We start from the raw sequence: 16289 nt of genomic DNA on the forward strand, positions 1-16289 counted from the left end.
CACTCCGTGACCGACCCGAGTCGAAAGGGACAGCCGTGCCAGCAGATCTCAGCGGAGCAGTCGCCGTGGTGACCGGAGGGGCTCGCGGGCTCGGCTACTCGCTCGCCGGCGCGCTCGCCCGCAGCGGCGCCGACGTCGCGCTGCTCGACCTGCTCGAGTCCGTGCCGGAGTCGGCCGAGCGGCTCGCCGCCGAGCACGGCGTGCGCACCGCCGCCGTGCGCGTGGACGTCACCGACCAGGACGCGGTGGACGCGGCGTTCGACACCGTCGCCGAGCAGCTCGGCACACCGACGCTGCTGCTCACCGCGGCGGGCATCACGGTGTGGAACGACTCGGTGGCCATCCGCAGCCCGGAGTGGCGGCGGGTGCTGCAGATCAACCTCGACGGCACGTTCTTCTCGGCCACCGCTTTCGCCCGCCGCTTGCTCGCCGAGAAGCGCGACGGCGCAGCGGTCTTCATCTCGTCGATGTCCGGCTCGGTGGTCAACGTGCCGCAGTTCCAGGCGTCGTACAACGCCTCGAAGGCAGCCGTCGCGCACCTCGCCGCCTCCCTGGCCGTGGAATGGGCGCCGGCGGGGATCCGGGTCAACGCGATCGCGCCCGGCTACTTCCTGTCCGACATGACCCGGCAGTTCACCGAGGCCAACCCGGACCTGGCCGCGGACTGGGTCTCCCGCATCCCGGCGGGGCGGATGGGCGAGCCCGAGGACCTGCACGAGTTGGTGCTGTACCTGGCCTCCCGGGGGTCGTCGTACATGACGGGCCAGACGCTGGTCATCGACGGCGGATACACGCTCATCTGACGGACACCGTCCGTCCCAGGAGATCCGGAGGAGTCCCGTGGCCGTGTCGCTGCAGGGAAAGGTCGCCGTCGTCACCGGCGCGAGCTCAGGGATCGGTCGGTCGCTCGCGCGCGCCCTGGCCGCTGCCAGGGCCGACGTGGTCCTGGTCGGCCGGGACGGGCAGCGCCTGGCCGCGGTGGCCGACGGTCTCGACGGCGTGCGGACGCTGACCGTGGCCGCCGATCTCGGCGAGCCCGGCCGCGCCGACGACGTCGTCACCCGGACGCTGGAGGCGTTCGGGCGGCTGGACGTGGTGCTGTCCAACGCCGGGCTGTACCTGGGCGGGGATTTCGCCGAGGTCGACGTGACGGCCATGCACACCTTGCTGTCCACCAACGTGTTCGGCGCCTTCGCCGTGGTGCGCGCCGCGCTGCCGCACCTGCTGGCCCAGGGTCGCGGCGACGTGGTGCTCACCAGCTCCGTCTCCGGCGCGCAGGACATCCACTGGGAGCCGGTGTACTCGGCCAGCAAGCACGCCGTGGACTCCTTCGTCCACACCGTGCGCCGCCAGCTGGCCGGTACCGGCGTCCGGGTGGGCGGCATCGCACCGGGCATCGTGCTCAACGAGTTGTGGGGCTACCCGGAGGGCAGTCCGGAGCGGGCGGCCGAGATCGAGTCCGGACGCGGCATCACGTCCGAGGACGTGGCCGACGCGGTGCTCTACATGCTGACCCGCCCCCGACACGTGACGATCCGCGACCTGGTGATCCTCCCGGCCGCCCAGGAGATCTGACCCGCCGTCCCCTCGGCCGGCCCGGCCCGCGGGTCGTCGCCCGATCCGCCCGGCGCCGCCGGCGCGGGACACGCCACGGACCCGTGCGGGCGATGCGTAAATCGGCCGCCAAAACGTTTTGGTCCATCCGGGTGATCGTCGAACGACCCCTTGGACGGCGGCGCGGCGATGCCTGCACGATCTGCGCAGCGGTTGGCAAAACGGTTGGGCACGGAGATCCCCGGACCCACCCACGACATGCAAGGGTGCAGATGAAGGCGACACTGCGGGACGTGGCGGAGCGCTCGGGCTTCTCCATCACCACCGTGTCGCACGTCCTCAACGACGTACCCGGCAAGCGCATCGCGCCGGACACCCGCGAGACCATCAGGCGGGTCGCCGACGAGCTGGCCTACCGGCCGAACCAGCTGGCGCAGGGACTCCGCCGGCAGCGCAGTGGCACGATCGGCTTCCTGGCCGACTCGATCCTCACCACACCGCACGCGCACAAGGTGATCTCGGGAGCTCAGGACGCCGCGGCGGAGGCGGGGTCGATGCTGCTACTGGTGTCCACCGACGGTCGCCCCGAGCTCGAGGAGCGTGGGATCACCGCGTTCCTGGACCGACAGGTCGACGGCATCGTCTACGCGGCGACGTACCACCGGATCGTGACGCCGCCTCCATCGCTGCGTGCCCGGCCGGCCGTCCTGCTGGACGCCCGCACCGACGCCGCCGAGTACCCCTCGGCGGTCCCGGACGAGGTGGGCAGCGCCCGGACAGCGGTCGCCGAGCTCGTGCGGGCCGGTCACCGGAGGATCGGCTACCTCGGCAACGTCGACGACATCCCCGCCACTGCCGGTCGGCTGGCCGGCTACCGCCAGGCGTTGGCGGAGGCCGGACTGCCGTGGCAGCCGGCCTGGGAGGTCGCCGAGGCGTCGGAGAGCACCGGCGGGTACCGGGCGGCCCGTGCCGTCCTCGATCGTCCGGATCGACCGACCGCCCTGTTCTGCTTCAACGACCGCATGGCACTGGGTGCGTACTTCGCGGTCCAGGACCTGGGCCTCGCGGTCGCGCTGGACGTCTCAATCATCGGCTTCGACGACCAGGAGATCATCTCCGAGGGCGTGCATCCCGGGCTGACCACCATGCGGCTGCCCCACTACGAGATGGGTCAGTGGGGTATCCGCACCCTGCTGTCGCTGATCGACGCGCCGTCCGACGGACCGTACGACCCGGTCCACTTCGACTGCCCACTGGTGCGACGCGCATCGGTGGGCTCGCCCCGGGGCTGACCCGGACCGTATCCCGTCCCACGCAAACCCGCACCACAGCACAGGGTCCGATCGGTCGGATCCTCGGTCCGGCGTGCCCGCCGGACCCTCGACGAGGAGGAACACGTGGTCTCGCGTACTCTTTCGCGCCTCGGCGCGACAGGTCTGGCAGCCGTCGCGGCTCTGGGCCTACTGGCAGGCTGCGGCAAGGGCGGTGGTGGCGGCAGCGCGGGGGGCGGCGACAACGGCTCCCTGACGCTGTGGACCCACAACGCCGGCAACGCCAAGGAGCTGGCGGCCGACCAGCAGGTCGTCGACGACTTCAACAAGAGCCAGAGCCAGTACAAGGTGACGGTGCAGTCGTTCCCGCAGGACTCCTACAACCAGTCGGTGACTGCCGCCGCGGCGTCGAAGAAGCTGCCGTGCATCCTCGACGTCGACGGCCCCAACGTCCCGAACTGGGCGTGGGCGGGCTACCTCAGCCCGCTGACCGGGATGGACGACACGCTGTCGAAGTTCCTGCCGTCGGTCGTCGGCAAGTACCAGGACAAGACCTACTCGTTCGGGCACTACGACGTGGCACTGGCCATGTACGCTCGCCCGTCGACCCTGCAGGCCGCCAAGATCCGCGTCCCGTCGATCGACAAGCCATGGACGGCGGCGGAGTTCGCGTCCGGGTTGAAGGCGCTCAAGGCGACCGGCAAGTACCCGGTGGTCCTCGACCTGGCGACCGGCAACACCGGTGAGTGGTGGCCCTACGCCTACTCGCCGTTCCTGCAGAGCTTCGGCGGGGACCTGATCAACCGGTCCGACTACAAGTCGGCCGACGGCGCGCTCAACGGCGACAAGGCCGTGGCCTGGGCGACCTGGTTCCGCAGCCTGGTGACGGACGGGTACACGCCGCTGAAGTCGTCGGCGGACCCGGAGGCCGACTTCCTCAACGGCAAGTCCGCCATCCTCTACAACGGATCGTGGGGCGCCGAGCAGGCGCGGGCGAAGCTCGGCAAGGACGTCGTGTTCGTGCCGCCGCCGGACTTCGGCAGCGGCCCCAAGATCGGTGGCGGGTCCTGGCAGTGGGCGGTCTCGTCCGGTTGCGGCAACCAGGACGGTGCCATGGCCTTCATGAAGTTCCTGGCCCAGGACAAGTACGTCGCGTCGATCTCCGAGGCCGCCGGGACCATCCCGGCCACCGACGCCGCGGCCGCCATGGTCAAGGGCTACGAGCCGGGCGGGGACAACGACATCTTCCGCCAGTTCAGCAAGAAGTTCGCCGAGGTGCGGCCGCCGACACCGGGCTACCCGTTCATCGCCACGGAGTTCACCAAGACCTCGCAGGACATCCTCAACGGCGCCGACCCCAAGCAGGCTCTCGACAAGGCGGTCTCGGACATCGACGCCAACCAGAAGTCCAACAACTACTTCGCCTGACCGGCCCGGGGTCGTCCGTCGGCCCCCTGCCCGGACGGCACCGTGCGCGGCCGAGGGACCGCGCACGGTGCCCGACGGCACACCCATCCCGCCACCCCTCGGAGACGACAATGTCGCAGTCCACCATGATGCGTCCGCCGGTGCCGCCGGACGTCGTCGCACCGCTCAAGGCACCGAGGTCCGGACGTGGTCGGAGCCAGCGCGCGGTCGCCGCCTGGATGCTCACCCCGGCAGCGGTTCTCGGCACCGTCTTCCTGTTGGTCCCGATCGCGCTGACCTTCGTGCTTGCGTTCACCAACGCGCGCCTGGTCTCGCCGGAGCCGATGAAGTTCGTCGGGTTCGACAACTTCACCCGGTTGTTCAGCGACGGCACGTTCTGGACGTCGTTGGCGAACACCGTCATCTTCACGATCGTGGTGGTGCCGGTGCAGGCGGGTCTCGCGCTCGGTCTGGCCCTGCTGATCAACGTGAAGATGAGAGGTGTCAACTTCTTCCGAACCGTGTACTTCCTGCCCGTCGTCACCTCGATGGTCGTCATCTCGATGCTGTGGCTGTTCATCTACCAGCCCAACGGCCTGCTGAACGGCCTGCTGGCGAAGATCGGGGTGCACGGCCCGGACTGGCTGAGCGACACCAGGACCGCACTCGGCGCAATCATCCTGATGTCGATCTGGCAGAACGTCGGCTTCCACATGGTGATCTGGCTGTCGGGCCTGCAGACCATCTCGCCGTCGCTGTACGAGGCGTCGTCCCTGGTCGGCGCGACCACCTGGCAGCAGTTCCGCTTCATCACCTGGCCCGGACTGCGGCAGACCCGCACGTTCATCCTGATCACCATCACGATCGCGGCGTTCGGACTCTTCACCCAGGTCAACATCATGACGCAGGGCGGCCCTCTCGACCACACCTCGACGGTCGTCTACCAGGCGGTCCACACCGGCTTCGCGCAGCAGCAGACCGCGTACGCCTCCGCGATCTCCCTGGTGTTCTTCGTCATCGTCCTCGCGGTGTCGCTGGTCCAGCGCTACCTGACCCGAGACAAGGATGTCGCCCGATGACCGCCCACGTCGCCGAGAACATCGGTCGTCACAGCGCTCTCGCCGTCGGCCGGCGGGCGTCGGCCGGTCGCACGGTCGGCGGTTACGCCCTGCGGATCGTGCTCTGCCTGGTGTTCGGCCTGCCGCTGCTGTTCATGATCCTCTCCAGCTTCAAGCCCGACCTCGAGATCTTTGCCGACGTCGGTTCGGTCCGGGCGTTCCTGCCCGTCGGCCACCTGACCCTGGACAACTACACCGGCGTCTTCGACCGGGTGCCGTTCTGGCAGTTCCTGTTCAACTCGGTGCTGATCTCGGTGGTGACCGTTGCCCTCGGCCTGGTCGTCAACTCGATGGCCGCCTACGCGCTCGGTCGACTCCGGTTCCGCGGACGCAAGGTCATCCTCGCGGTCATCCTCGCGACGTTGATCGTGCCCTTCGAGGTCCTGGCGCTGCCACTGCTGTGGTGGGTCAACAAGCTGCCGTGGTTGGACGCCAACGGGTTCTCGCTCGGCTGGCTCGACACCTACCAGGTCCAGATCCTGCCGTTCGTCGCCAACGCGTTCTCGATCTTCCTGTTCTACCAGTACTTCGACTCCATCCCGAAGGAGCTCGACGAGGCTGCGGTGGTCGACGGTGCCGGCTTCTTCCGGATCTACCGCACCATCGTGATGCCGCTGTCGGGGCCGGCCATCGCGACCGTCGCCATCCTGACGTTCCTGCCGGCGTGGAACTCGTACCTGTGGCCGCTGATGGTCGTCCAGTCCGAGAACCTGCGCCCGGTCATGGTGGGCATCGACTACTTCAAGCAGCTCAACGTCTCCTGGGGCCAGATCATGGCCTACGCCACCATGATCACGGTCCCGGTGCTGGCCCTGTTCATCGCCTTCCAGCGGGCGTTCATCAATTCGATCGCCTCCTCGGGCGTGAAAGGCTGACATGTTCACCCTCCCCGAAGCGTGGGTGTGGGACTTCTGGTTCGCCGACGACGGCGATCGCCACCACCTGTTCTTCCTCTACGCCTCGACCGCCGTGGGCGAGCCGGACCGGCGGCACTTCCGTGCGTCGATCGGGCACGCGGTCTCCGACGACCTCGTGCACTGGACCCGGGTCCGGGATGCGCTCGTCCGGGACGACGGACCGTCGTTCGACGACGTCGCCACCTGGACCGGGTCCGTGGTGCGGCACCCGGACGGGACCTGGTTCCTCTTCTACACGGGCTGCTCGCTCAGCCCGGACGGGACGACGAACATCCAGCGGATCGGTTGGGCCAGCTCGCCGGACCTGATGACCTGGACCCGCAACCCGGCGAACCCGGTCGCCGTGGCCCAGGCGCCCTGGTACGAGACCTTGTCCCTCGGGGCCTGGCACGACGAGGCCTTCCGGGACCCGTGGGTCTTCGCCGATCCGGACGGCGACGGGTGGCACATGCTCATCACCGCCCGGACGCCGCAGGGACCGGCGGACGACCGGGGCGTCGTGGGGCATGCGTGGTCACCGGACCTGCGCGAGTGGCACCTGCGGGAACCGCTCAGCCGTCCGGGCGCAGGATTCGGCCAGCTCGAGGTCACCCAGGTCGAGATCGTCGACGGCCGGCCGATCCTGCTCTTCTCATGCCTGGCCTCGGACGTCTCCGCGGCCCGCGTCGGCACCGGCACCACCGGCGGCGTCTGGTGCGCCCCGGCCGCCTCCCTGCTCGGGCCCTACGGCATCGACCAGGCCCAGCAGTTGACCGACGACGAGTGGTACAGCGGCCGTCTCGTCCGTCGACGGGACGGTTCCTGGGTCCTGCTGGCCTTCCGACACTCGGATCCGCGCGACGGCTCGTTCGTCGGCGGGATCAGCGATCCGTGGCCGGTCCGGTGGGACGGCCGGCGGCTCGAATTCGTCGGACAGGGCCCGGCGGTCCGGCGGACCCTGGCGGTATCGGCGAACGCTCGCTGACGTCGGAGCCCTCCGCGGACGGTCCCGTCGCCCTCGACGCCCGCGGGGGCGACGTGTCCTGCGGTTCCAGGAGGGCCAGCCAGGTGGTGAGCACCTGCTCCAACCGGGCGGCATCGGCGGGGTCCAGGGCATCGAGCAAGCGGCGCTCGTTGCGCATGTGGTCGGTGAACGCGCGGTCGACGAGGTCGCGGCCGGCCGGGGTCAGCGCGACGACGCGGCCCCGGCCGTCCCGGTCGCTGCGGCCGCGCGTCACCAGCCCGTCCCGCTCGAGACGGTCGATCCGCTTGGTCATCGCCCCGGTCGTCACCATGGTGTGCGCGGCGAGCTCGCCCGGTGCCCGCTCGAAGGGCGGACCGCCGCGGCGCAACGTGGCCAGCACGTCGAACTCGCCCTCGGACAACCCGTACCGGCGGTAGACGACGCAGAGCTGTTCGGTCAGCCGGTTGGCGACCCGGTGCAGGCGGCCGATGACCGCCTGCGGTGAGACGTCCACGTCCGGCCGCTCGCGGGCCCATTGCTGCTGGATCCGGGCGACATGGTCGCCGCCGGCGGGCTCGCGACGGGGCATGCTTGACAGCGTACCTTCCGCGGAAGCTATTGTAGCTTCCATGGAAGGTACCGTGCGGTGGGTGGCCGCGACCGCGATCGCGCCGGTGGCCTGGGGTTCGAACTACTACGTGACGCACGAGTTCCTGCCGGCCGGACACCCGCTGTGGGGCGGCGTGCTGCGCGCCCTGCCCGCCGGCGTGCTGCTGTGGGCGGTCCGCCGCCGGCGTCCGTCCGGCCCCTGGTGGTGGCGCTCCGCGGTGCTCGGCACGCTCAACGTCGGCGCGTTCTTCGCGCTGATCTTCGTCGCCGCCCAGCTCTTGCCGTCGGGCGTCGCCGCCACCGTGATGGCCACCTCGCCGGTCGTCATGATGCTGCTGGCCTGGATTCTCGTGTCCGAGCGGCCGGCAGTCGGCCAGCTGGCGGGCGCCGCGCTGGGCATCGCGGGAGTGCTGTTGCTGCTGACGGGATCGGGCGAGATCCCGGCGGCCGGGGTGGCGGCGTCGGTCGGCGCGATGGCGTTGTCGTCCCTGGGCTACGTGCTGACCAAGCGGTGGGGTGCGGGCGTCGACGTGCTGTCGCTGACCTCCTGGCAGCTCGTCGCCGGCGCCGTGGTGCTGCTTCCCGCCGCGGTGCTGGTCGAGGGCGCGCCGCCGGCGCTGGACGGCGCTGCGGTCGCCGGCTTCGGCTACGTCACGGTGGTGGCGACAGCGGTGGCGTTCGCCGCGTGGTTCACCGGCCTGCGGCACCTGCCGGCCGGCACCGTGGGGCTGGTGGGACTGCTCAACCCGGTGACCGGGGTGCTGCTCGGCACGGCGCTGGCCGGCGAACTGCTCACCGCCCGCCAGGTCGGCGGTCTGGTCCTCGTGCTCGCCGGCGTCCTGGCCGGCCAGCCGGTGCTGCGGGCGGCACTCCGGCGAGGGAGGCGACCCGGCACCGTGCAGTGCGCCGGCGCCCCAGCGCCGGAGCCCGACGTATCCGGACAGGACCGACCCGATGACCTCGCCCGCCCGCACCGCCACACCGACGCTGCGCCTGGAGGTGTGGTCCCGCGTGATCTGCCCGTGGTGCTCCATCGGCAAGCGCCGGCTGGAGTCCGCGCTCGCCCGGTTTCCGCACGCCGGCCGGGTGGAGCTGATCTCGCGGTCGTTCCGCCTGGACACCGAGACCCCGCCGGGTGAAGGCCGGCCGACCCCGACCTGGCGACCCGGACGGGACGAGGCCGTCGCGCGACAGGACGGCGATCCCGCCCCGCCGGCAGGCACGGCCGCGACGGACGGATCCGGTGACGCCTGCGCGGTCCGCGGCCCGCACGGTCGTCGGCCACGGGTCCGGTGTGACCGGGACGACAGGCCGGTACCCGGCCTGCGGAGGCACGATCGAGCGGGCACGCAGCTCCGACGGCGTGCCAGGAAACGGACCGGAGGACCCACCGTGCTCAGCTCGCGCGCCGACGTCGCGACCGCCACCCCCGAGCGGTACGCCAAGCAGCTCGTCTTCCACCTCGGGCGCCGGCTGGAGTGGCACGTCGACGGCGACACGTCGACCGCCGACATCGCCGGCAGCACCGCGGTGGTGCGGGTCGCCGCGGCGGCCGTCGTGCTGGAGGCGCACGCGCCGGACGCCGAGTCGCTGGAGCGGGTGCAGCACGTGCTCGGCAGTCACCTGGAGCGCTTCGGCCAGCGGCAGGAATTGGTCGTCAGCTGGGTGGCCGGCTGACGGACCGGGCCGCTCCTCGGCTCCTCCCGGTCAGAACGTGAGCAGGGCCGACCGCAGGCGCTGCTGGATCCAGTCCATGGCCTCCTCGGGCCGCCAGCCGAGGTCGTCGATGAGCAGCGACAGCTGCTGGTGCCGCATGTGGAACAGGACGATGTCCACGGCACGCTCGTCGTCGAGACCGTCCTGCAGCCGGCCCGTGCCGCGCACGTCCCGGACCACTCTGCGCAGCGCCTCGCGCTGCCGCCGGCGCGCCACCGCCAGGTGACCGGCGGCGTCGGCGTCGTGCGGCGCCGTCTGGTGGACGAGCCGGATGATGTCCCCGACGTCGGCGGACATCACCAGGAACGCCGTGCCGAGTGCCCCGAGCTTGTCCTCCGCGGTCGCCGCGCGGCGGCTGGCCGCCAGCGCCTCTTCCACCCGCGGGCCGGTCGTCCACTGGTCCATCAGGGACTGCAGCAGCCCCTGCTTCCCGCCGCACTGCGCGTAGACCGTCGCCGGTGACACCCGTGCCGCCCGGGCGATGTCGTCGACCTTGGTGCGCACGTAGCCGCGCTCGGCGAACAGCCTCCGGGCGGCGTCGACCACGGCCTGCCGGGTCGCGGCGGCGTACTCGTCCCGGCGGCTCGGCGGGGACGCCGTCGGAGCTGGCTCGGTCACGCCTCGTCCTCTCTCTGCCGGTCGGGGACCAACCCGCGGGCTCTGGTGCACCCGTGGTCCAGTCACTAGAGTCCGGCTCCAGACTGCCACGGAGAGAGGCCTACGGATGACGACGACGCCGGCACCCGACCGCGCGCCGACCGTCCCGGCCGACCTGCGCCGCCGCCTGGAGTCGGACCTGCGTCACCGGCTGCGGCCCATGTCCGGGCGGAACCCGCACGAACGCGGCCGGTCGTCCACGCCGGTCGAGCTGCTGTACGACCTGACCTACGTGATCGCTTTCGGAGCGGCGGCCGAGCAGCTCGCCCGCCAGCTCGGCGAAGGGTCCACCGGGCCGGCGATCGGGGCGTACCTGTTCGCGGTGTTCGCGATCAGCTGGGCGTGGATGAACTTCACCTGGTTCGCCTCGGCCTACGGCAACGACGACGCGCTGTTCCGCACGGCCACCATCGTGCAGATGATCGGTGTGGTCGTCCTGACGTTCGGCCTGCCACTGAGCTTCTCGTCGGCACAGCACGGCGGCAGTCCCAACAACGCCGTGATGGTCATCGGGTACGTGATCATGCGGGTGCCGTTGGTGGGGCTCTGGCTGCGCGCCGCCCGGGCCGATCCCGGACGCCGGCGCACAGCGCTGGCGTACGCGGCGACCATCGCGGTGGCGCAGGCCGGCTGGGTGCTCAGCGCCGTCCTCCCGCTGCCGGTGCCGGTCACCGTCGCCGTCCTCGTGGCGCTGGCCCTGGCCGAGATGACCGCGCCGGTGGTGCTGGAGCGAGCACTGGGCAGGGCGCCGTGGAACGCCGGCCACATCGCGGAGCGGTTCAGCCTGCTGACCCTGATCACCCTCGGGGAGGTGGTGGCGGCCACCACCGGTGCGGTGGCGGCCCTGGTCGAGTCGCACGGCTGGTCGGCCGCCGCTGCGGCCATCGCCGCGTCCGGCCTCGTCCTGGCCGCGGCCCTGTGGTGGGCGTACTTCCTGATCCCCTCCAGGACCATGCTCGAGCAGCACCCCGGCCGGACCTTCCTGTGGCGGTACGCCCACCTGCCGATGTTCGGCGCGGTCGCGGCGATCGGCGCCGGGCTCCGGGTCGCCGCTGCCGCGGTGGAGGAGGAGACGTACGACCTGACGCTGATCGCCGTGGCGCTGGCCGTCCCCGTCGCGGCGGTCGTCCTGATGATCTTCGTGACGTGGAGCATCCTGATGCGCTCGTACGACCTGTCGCACGTCCCGCTGCTGCTCTGTGCCGTGCTCCCGCTCGTCGCGGCGGTCGTGGTCGGGAGCACCGCGGGCTCCGTGCCCTCGTCGGAGCCCACGCTGCTGGTGGTGGTGATCGGCCTGGTGGCGCTGAGCGCCGTCGTCGAGGTGGTCGGGCACGAGATCGTCGGCTACCGGCACACCGTGCGCGCCGTCGAGGACCAGGCCGCCCGCAGCTGACCCGCCAGGAGCGCAGTGGCCCGTCCGTGGTGTCCGGGGCCGGTGACGGAGCGGTCCCGGCAGCGGCACGGCCGGCGACGGCCGCCCGGGTGCGAGGCGGCCCGCACCGACCGACGTGCGACGGTCGCCGGGGTGCGACGGTCGCCGACACCCGGACGTACGGCCGCCGGAGGCCGACCCGTCCGGCTGTTCTCGGCGAGCGCTGCAGGTTGTTCCCAACGGGACAGCCCGCGCGGCGGCGTGCGGTCGACCGGGCCGATCACGAGTAGGTTGATAGGAACAGATCAGAAAATGTTCGCTTGACACCAACCTTGCCCGATGTTGGAATGGCCGCACTCAGCCGGCAGGCGGGTACGCGCCACCGGCCCTGCTCCGTGTCAGCCATGTCTCCAGGGAGTCGTTCAATGAAGATCCGGACCCCGCGATCCACAGTCAGAGGCCTGGCGGTCACCGCCTCCGCCGTGGCCCTCCTCGCGCTCGCCGCCTGCTCGGGCAGCTCCGACAACGGCGCCGCCAGCAGCAGCGCCGGCAGCGTCTCCGGTTCCGGCGGCTCGGGCGCCGGCGCCACGATCACCTACTGGGCCAGCAACCAGGGCTCCTCACTGGACAACGACAAGAAGGTGCTGCAGCCCGAGATCGACAAGTTCACCCAGCAGACCGGGATCAAGGTGAACCTCGAGGTCGTCCCCTGGTCGGACCTGACCAACAACACGCTGTCCGCAGCGGTCAGCGGGCAGGGCCCGGACGTCCTGAACATCGGCAACACCAACGCGGCGACCTTCCAGTCGACGGGCGCCTTCTACCCGTTCGACGATGCTGCCCTGCAGCAGTTCGGTGGCAAGCAGCACTGGGTCGACTCCGCCTTCGCCACCGCGGGTGTCGCCGGGCAGCCGGTCACGTCGCTGCCGCTCTACAGCCAGGTGTACGCGCTCTACTACAACAAGAAGATGTTCGCCGCCGCGGGTCTGCAGCCGCCGAAGACCTGGGCGGAGCTGGTGTCCGCCGCGCAGAAGCTGACCGACGCCAGCAAGGGCGTCTACGGGGTCGCCATCCCCGGCGGCACGGTGAACGTGAGCATGCACTACTCGTTCATCTTCGGTTCGCAGAACGGCGGCGCGCCGTTCGACGCCAAGGGACAGCCGACCTTCACCAGTGACGGCATGGTCGAGGGCGTGCAGCAGTACGTCGACCTGATGGGCAAGGACAAGGTCGTGAACCCCAGTCTCGCCCAGGACAGCGACAACTCGCAGGCGCCGGCGGCATTCGCCCAGGGCAAGGCGGCGATGTACATGACGCAGACCTCGGGCATCAACGTCCTGCGGCAGAACGGCATGGACCCCGACGCCTACGGCATCGTGCCGATCCCGGCGCCGGCGGACGGCACGAAGATCAGCAGCTTCGTCGCCGGCACCAACATCTCGGTCTTCAAGAACACCAAGAACCTCGACGCCTCGCTGCAGTTCGTGAAGTTCATGACCAGTGACGCGGAACAGGCCATCCTGAACAAGTCCTACACCACCATCCCACCGGTAGCCGGTCTCAAGGCCTCCTTCGACGCCGCGCCCGAGCAACTGTCGGTCTGGTCGGACATCCTGAACAACTACTCGAAGCCCTTGCCGCTGGTCAGTTCGGTCCAGGCCTTCCAGGCCAACGTCGGCGGCGCCGTCGTCCGACTGATCGCACAGGCCGCGACCGGAAACCAGGTCGACTCCGACACGGTGAAGTCGGCGCTGTCCGACGCCCAGCAGAAGATGCCGACCAGCTGACGGTTCGACCGACATCGCGGTGCGGACGGAATCCCGTCCGCACCGCGGCGTCCCGACGCCGATCCCGGATCGGCCACCACAGGCCAGGCCCCCCGCGCGGCGACGAAGCCGCCACCCGTTCGTCCTGGGCGCGGGCGCTCCGAGGAGATGACAGGTGACAGTCACACTGCCCGATCAGCCGGCGAAGACGCCGGCGGGCCAGCTCGACGACGCGGGCAAGCCTCCGTGGCGAGACCGCATCAACTGGGCCCGGCTGACGCCGTACCTGTTGATCGTGCCCGCCGTCCTGATGGAACTGCTGGTGCACGTCATCCCGATGGTCGTCGGCATCTTCATCAGCTTCATCAAGCTGACGCAGGTCTACATCACCAACTGGTCCTCGGCGCCGTGGGCGGGGCTGGACAACTACGGCGTCGCACTGCGGTTCGGCAACTCGCAGGGAAAGGCGCTGCTGCAGTCGTTCGGTCTGTCCCTGGCCTTCGCGGTGCTGTGCGTGGGAATCTCGTTCCTCTTCGGCATGGCGACGTCGCTGGTGCTGCAGCGCAAGTTCCGGGGCCGCGGGCTGCTGCGGACGCTGTTCCTCATCCCGTACGCGTTGCCGGCGTACGCGGGGATCATCACCTGGAAGTTCATGTTCCAGCGCGACAACGGCCTGATCAACGAGCTGCTCACCAACGACCTGCACCTGACCGGCGACCGCCCCTTCTGGTTGATCGGCGGGAACGCGTTCGTCGCGGTGCTGGTGGTCAGCATCTGGCAGCAGTGGCCCTTCGCATTCCTGATGACGATGGCCGGCATGCAGTCGATCCCGGACGACCTCTACGAGGCCGCGGCGATCGACGGGGCGAGCGTGTGGCAGCAGATCCGGTACATCACCCTGGGAATCATGACGCCGATCAACTCGGTGTTGCTCCTGCTGCTGTTCCTGTGGACGTTCCGCGAGTTCAACACCCCGTTCGTGCTGTTCGGTGCCGTCCCACCCAAGTCCGCGGACCTGCTGACCGTGCACATCTACAACAGCTCCTTCATCACCTGGAACTTCGGCTTCGGGTCCGCGATGTCGGTGCTGCTGATGCTGTTCCTGATCGTGGTGTCGGCGCTCTGGGCGCTGTGGAACCGAAGGGTGAACCGTCGCTATGCGTGAGCAGACGTCCTTCCGGATCTTCCGTTGGGTGGTGCTGGTCCCCGCGGTGCTCTTCACCGTGGTGCCGCTGTACGTGATGGTGTCCACGGCGGTCAAACCCCTGGGTGACGTCCTCGGCGAGTTCCGCTGGGTGCCCAAGACAATCACGCTGCAGCCGTTCGTGGACATCTGGTCCACCGTGCCCCTGGCCCACTACTTCGTGAACAGCCTGGTGGTGACGACCTCGGCGACCGCGCTCAGCGTCGTCATCGCCATCTTTGCCAGCTACGCCATCTCCCGCTACCGGTTCCGGGGCAAGGGGGCGTTCTCCGGCGTGGTGCTGGCCACGCAGATGTTCCCGGGCGTGCTCTTCCTGCTGCCGCTGTTCCTGATCTTCGTCAACATCGACAAGTCGCTCGGTTTCACGCTGCTGTACCAGACCAGGCTCGGCCTGATCGCCACCTACCTGACGTTCACGCTGCCGTTCTCCATCTGGATGCTGGCCAGCTACCTCAACGGCATCCCCCGCGACCTGGACGAGTCCGCGAGGGTCGACGGCGCCAGCGCCATGGGGGCGCTGTTCCGCATCATCCTGCCGTCCGCGCGGCCGGGCATCATCGCCGTCGCGGTGTACTCGTTCATGACCGCCTGGGGCGAGATCCTGTTCGCATCCCAGATGACCAACAGCGCGAGCCGCACGCTATCCGTCGGCCTGCAGAGCTACTCGACCGAGGCCAACGTCTACTGGAACCAGGTGATGGCGGCGTCGCTGGTGGTCAGCGTGCCGATCGTGGTCGGGTTCATGTTCCTGCAGCGCTACCTGGTGGCCGGGCTCACGGCCGGGGCGGTCAAGTAGGGATGGCCGTGTCGCTGGACGTGCTCTGCGTCGGGGTCGCCACCCTCGACACCATCGCCCTGGTCGACCAGGCTCCGGGCCCGGACAGCCGAGTGGTGTCCGAGCCGTTCGTCGTGGCCGGCGGTGGCCCGGCCGCCACGGCTGCGGTGGCGCTGGCCCGGCTGGGAGCGGCCGTCGGCTTCTCCGGCGCCGTCGGCGAGGACCCGGCGGGTGCGGCGATCCGCGACATGCTGCGCGCCGAAGGGGTCGACACCCGGTGGCTCGTGGCAGACCCCGGGCTGCGGACCCCGCAGAGCATGATCATCGTGTCACGTTCCACCGGGGCCAGGGCGATCGTCACCACCCCGTCCGCACCGCCGGTGGGTGTCCGGGTCCCGGCGGGTGCGGCCACCTGGATGCACGTCGACCAGACGGGATACCGCAGCGCGGCGGCGGACACGGCCCGGCAGGCCGGCCGCCCGCTGCTCAGCGTCGACGGCGGCAACCCGATCCCGGGTCTGGACCTGACCGGGGTCCGGCTGTACGCACCGACGGTGACGGCGCTCCGGGCGGCGTTCCCGGCCGCCGACCTGGCCGGCAGCCTGTCCGCGGCCCGCGCGGCCGGCGCGGAGCAGGTCGTCGCCACCGACGGCGCAGCCGGCACCTGGGTGCTCACCGAGGACGGACCGCACCTGGTGCCCGGCGTGTCGATCGATCCCGTCTCGACGATGGGTGCCGGCGACGTCTTCCACGGCGCCCTGCTGGCCGGATTGGTCGAGGGCCTGGACCTCCTGGACGCGACCGCGCGGGCGAACCTGGTGGCTGCGCTGTCGTGTCGCGCCCTCGACGGCCGTAGCGGCATCCCCGACGCCGCGGAGACCGAGCAGTACCAGCAGACCACCGCGGCGCCGGTCGGCGTCGCGGGAGCCCGCCGCGTCGGTGAGAGCTGACGCGGGGCAGCACCGATGCACGAACGGAGC

15 protein-coding genes and 1 pseudogene are annotated in these 16289 nt (G+C 70.4%); 14 read left to right on the forward strand and 2 right to left on the reverse strand.

Annotated elements, in window-relative coordinates; all coding sequences use genetic code 11:
* The first annotated feature begins 68 nt into the window (after window positions 1–68).
* The 7 genes from IEY37_RS08360 (at window position 69) to IEY37_RS08390 (ending at window position 7231) form a co-directional block, all read left to right on the forward strand.
* Window positions 69–803, forward strand: coding sequence for an SDR family oxidoreductase (locus tag IEY37_RS08360; protein ID WP_229674189.1), 735 nt, complete (start codon window positions 69–71; stop codon window positions 801–803).
* A 43-nt stretch (window positions 804–846) separates the two neighbouring features.
* Window positions 847–1575 (forward strand): SDR family oxidoreductase, encoded by a 729-nt coding sequence (locus tag IEY37_RS08365; protein ID WP_229674190.1) that lies wholly within the window; start codon window positions 847–849, stop codon window positions 1573–1575.
* Window positions 1576–1826: 251 nt separating this feature from the next.
* On the forward strand, window positions 1827–2846 hold the full coding sequence (locus IEY37_RS08370; protein WP_188941084.1) for a LacI family DNA-binding transcriptional regulator: 1020 nt from the start codon (window positions 1827–1829) through the stop codon (window positions 2844–2846).
* Window positions 2847–2951: 105 nt separating this feature from the next.
* The gene (locus tag IEY37_RS08375) at window positions 2952–4253 is read left to right on the forward strand and encodes an ABC transporter substrate-binding protein (RefSeq protein WP_188941085.1); all 1302 of its coding nucleotides are present in this window, start codon (window positions 2952–2954) and stop codon (window positions 4251–4253) included.
* Window positions 4254–4363: 110 nt separating this feature from the next.
* Complete coding sequence (locus tag IEY37_RS08380; protein ID WP_229674191.1) at window positions 4364–5311, forward strand: carbohydrate ABC transporter permease; 948 nt, start codon at window positions 4364–4366, stop codon at window positions 5309–5311.
* The gene (locus IEY37_RS08385) at window positions 5308–6225 is read left to right on the forward strand and encodes a carbohydrate ABC transporter permease (RefSeq protein ID WP_188941086.1); all 918 of its coding nucleotides are present in this window, start codon (window positions 5308–5310) and stop codon (window positions 6223–6225) included. Before IEY37_RS08380 ends, IEY37_RS08385 begins: the two co-directional genes overlap by 4 nt.
* 1 nt (window position 6226) lies before the next feature.
* Complete coding sequence (locus IEY37_RS08390; RefSeq protein WP_188941087.1) at window positions 6227–7231, forward strand: family 43 glycosylhydrolase; 1005 nt, start codon at window positions 6227–6229, stop codon at window positions 7229–7231.
* A gap of 61 nt (window positions 7232–7292) precedes the next feature.
* Here the strand turns inward: IEY37_RS08390 and IEY37_RS08395 are convergent.
* A pseudogene (locus IEY37_RS08395) lies at window positions 7293–7799 on the reverse strand (MarR family winged helix-turn-helix transcriptional regulator); the annotation flags it as partial.
* Between the two features lie 40 nt (window positions 7800–7839).
* Between IEY37_RS08395 and IEY37_RS08400 the strand changes: the two are divergent.
* Both IEY37_RS08400 and IEY37_RS22790 read left to right on the forward strand, forming a co-directional pair.
* Window positions 7840–8958, forward strand: a complete 1119-nt coding sequence (locus IEY37_RS08400; protein ID WP_229674193.1) for a DMT family transporter — start codon at window positions 7840–7842, stop codon at window positions 8956–8958.
* A complete protein-coding gene (locus IEY37_RS22790; RefSeq protein WP_373298300.1) occupies window positions 8867–9496 on the forward strand; it encodes a DUF2218 domain-containing protein in 630 nt (209 codons plus the stop codon). Before IEY37_RS08400 ends, IEY37_RS22790 begins: the two co-directional genes overlap by 92 nt.
* Before the next feature lie 30 nt (window positions 9497–9526).
* Here IEY37_RS22790 and IEY37_RS08410 read toward each other — a convergent pair whose 3' ends face one another.
* On the reverse strand, window positions 9527–10153 hold the full coding sequence (locus tag IEY37_RS08410) for a TetR/AcrR family transcriptional regulator (RefSeq protein ID WP_188941090.1): 627 nt from the start codon (window positions 10151–10153) through the stop codon (window positions 9527–9529).
* A gap of 106 nt (window positions 10154–10259) precedes the next feature.
* Here IEY37_RS08410 and IEY37_RS08415 point away from each other — a divergent pair, with 106 nt between their 5' ends.
* The 5 genes from IEY37_RS08415 (at window position 10260) to IEY37_RS08435 (ending at window position 16259) form a co-directional block, all read left to right on the forward strand.
* Entirely contained in the window at window positions 10260–11585 is a 1326-nt protein-coding gene (locus IEY37_RS08415; RefSeq protein WP_188941091.1) for a low temperature requirement protein A, read from the forward strand.
* A gap of 461 nt (window positions 11586–12046) precedes the next feature.
* Complete coding sequence (locus IEY37_RS08420) at window positions 12047–13351, forward strand: ABC transporter substrate-binding protein (protein ID WP_229674195.1); 1305 nt, start codon at window positions 12047–12049, stop codon at window positions 13349–13351.
* Between the two features lie 154 nt (window positions 13352–13505).
* Window positions 13506–14495 carry a carbohydrate ABC transporter permease gene (locus IEY37_RS08425; RefSeq protein ID WP_188941093.1) on the forward strand — a complete coding sequence of 330 codons (990 nt, stop codon included), beginning with the start codon at window positions 13506–13508 and terminating at the stop codon, window positions 14493–14495.
* Window positions 14488–15330 carry a carbohydrate ABC transporter permease gene (locus IEY37_RS08430; protein ID WP_188941094.1) on the forward strand — a complete coding sequence of 281 codons (843 nt, stop codon included), beginning with the start codon at window positions 14488–14490 and terminating at the stop codon, window positions 15328–15330. Before IEY37_RS08425 ends, IEY37_RS08430 begins: the two co-directional genes overlap by 8 nt.
* A gap of 2 nt (window positions 15331–15332) precedes the next feature.
* Window positions 15333–16259: a carbohydrate kinase family protein gene (locus IEY37_RS08435; RefSeq protein WP_188941095.1), complete on the forward strand. Its 927-nt coding sequence runs from the start codon at window positions 15333–15335 to the stop codon at window positions 16257–16259.
* Window positions 16260–16289 lie beyond the last annotated feature (30 nt).

The sequence above is a fragment of the Nakamurella endophytica genome, assembly GCF_014646215.1.
In the GTDB taxonomy this organism is placed as follows: Bacteria; Actinomycetota; Actinomycetes; order Mycobacteriales; family Nakamurellaceae; genus Nakamurella; species Nakamurella endophytica.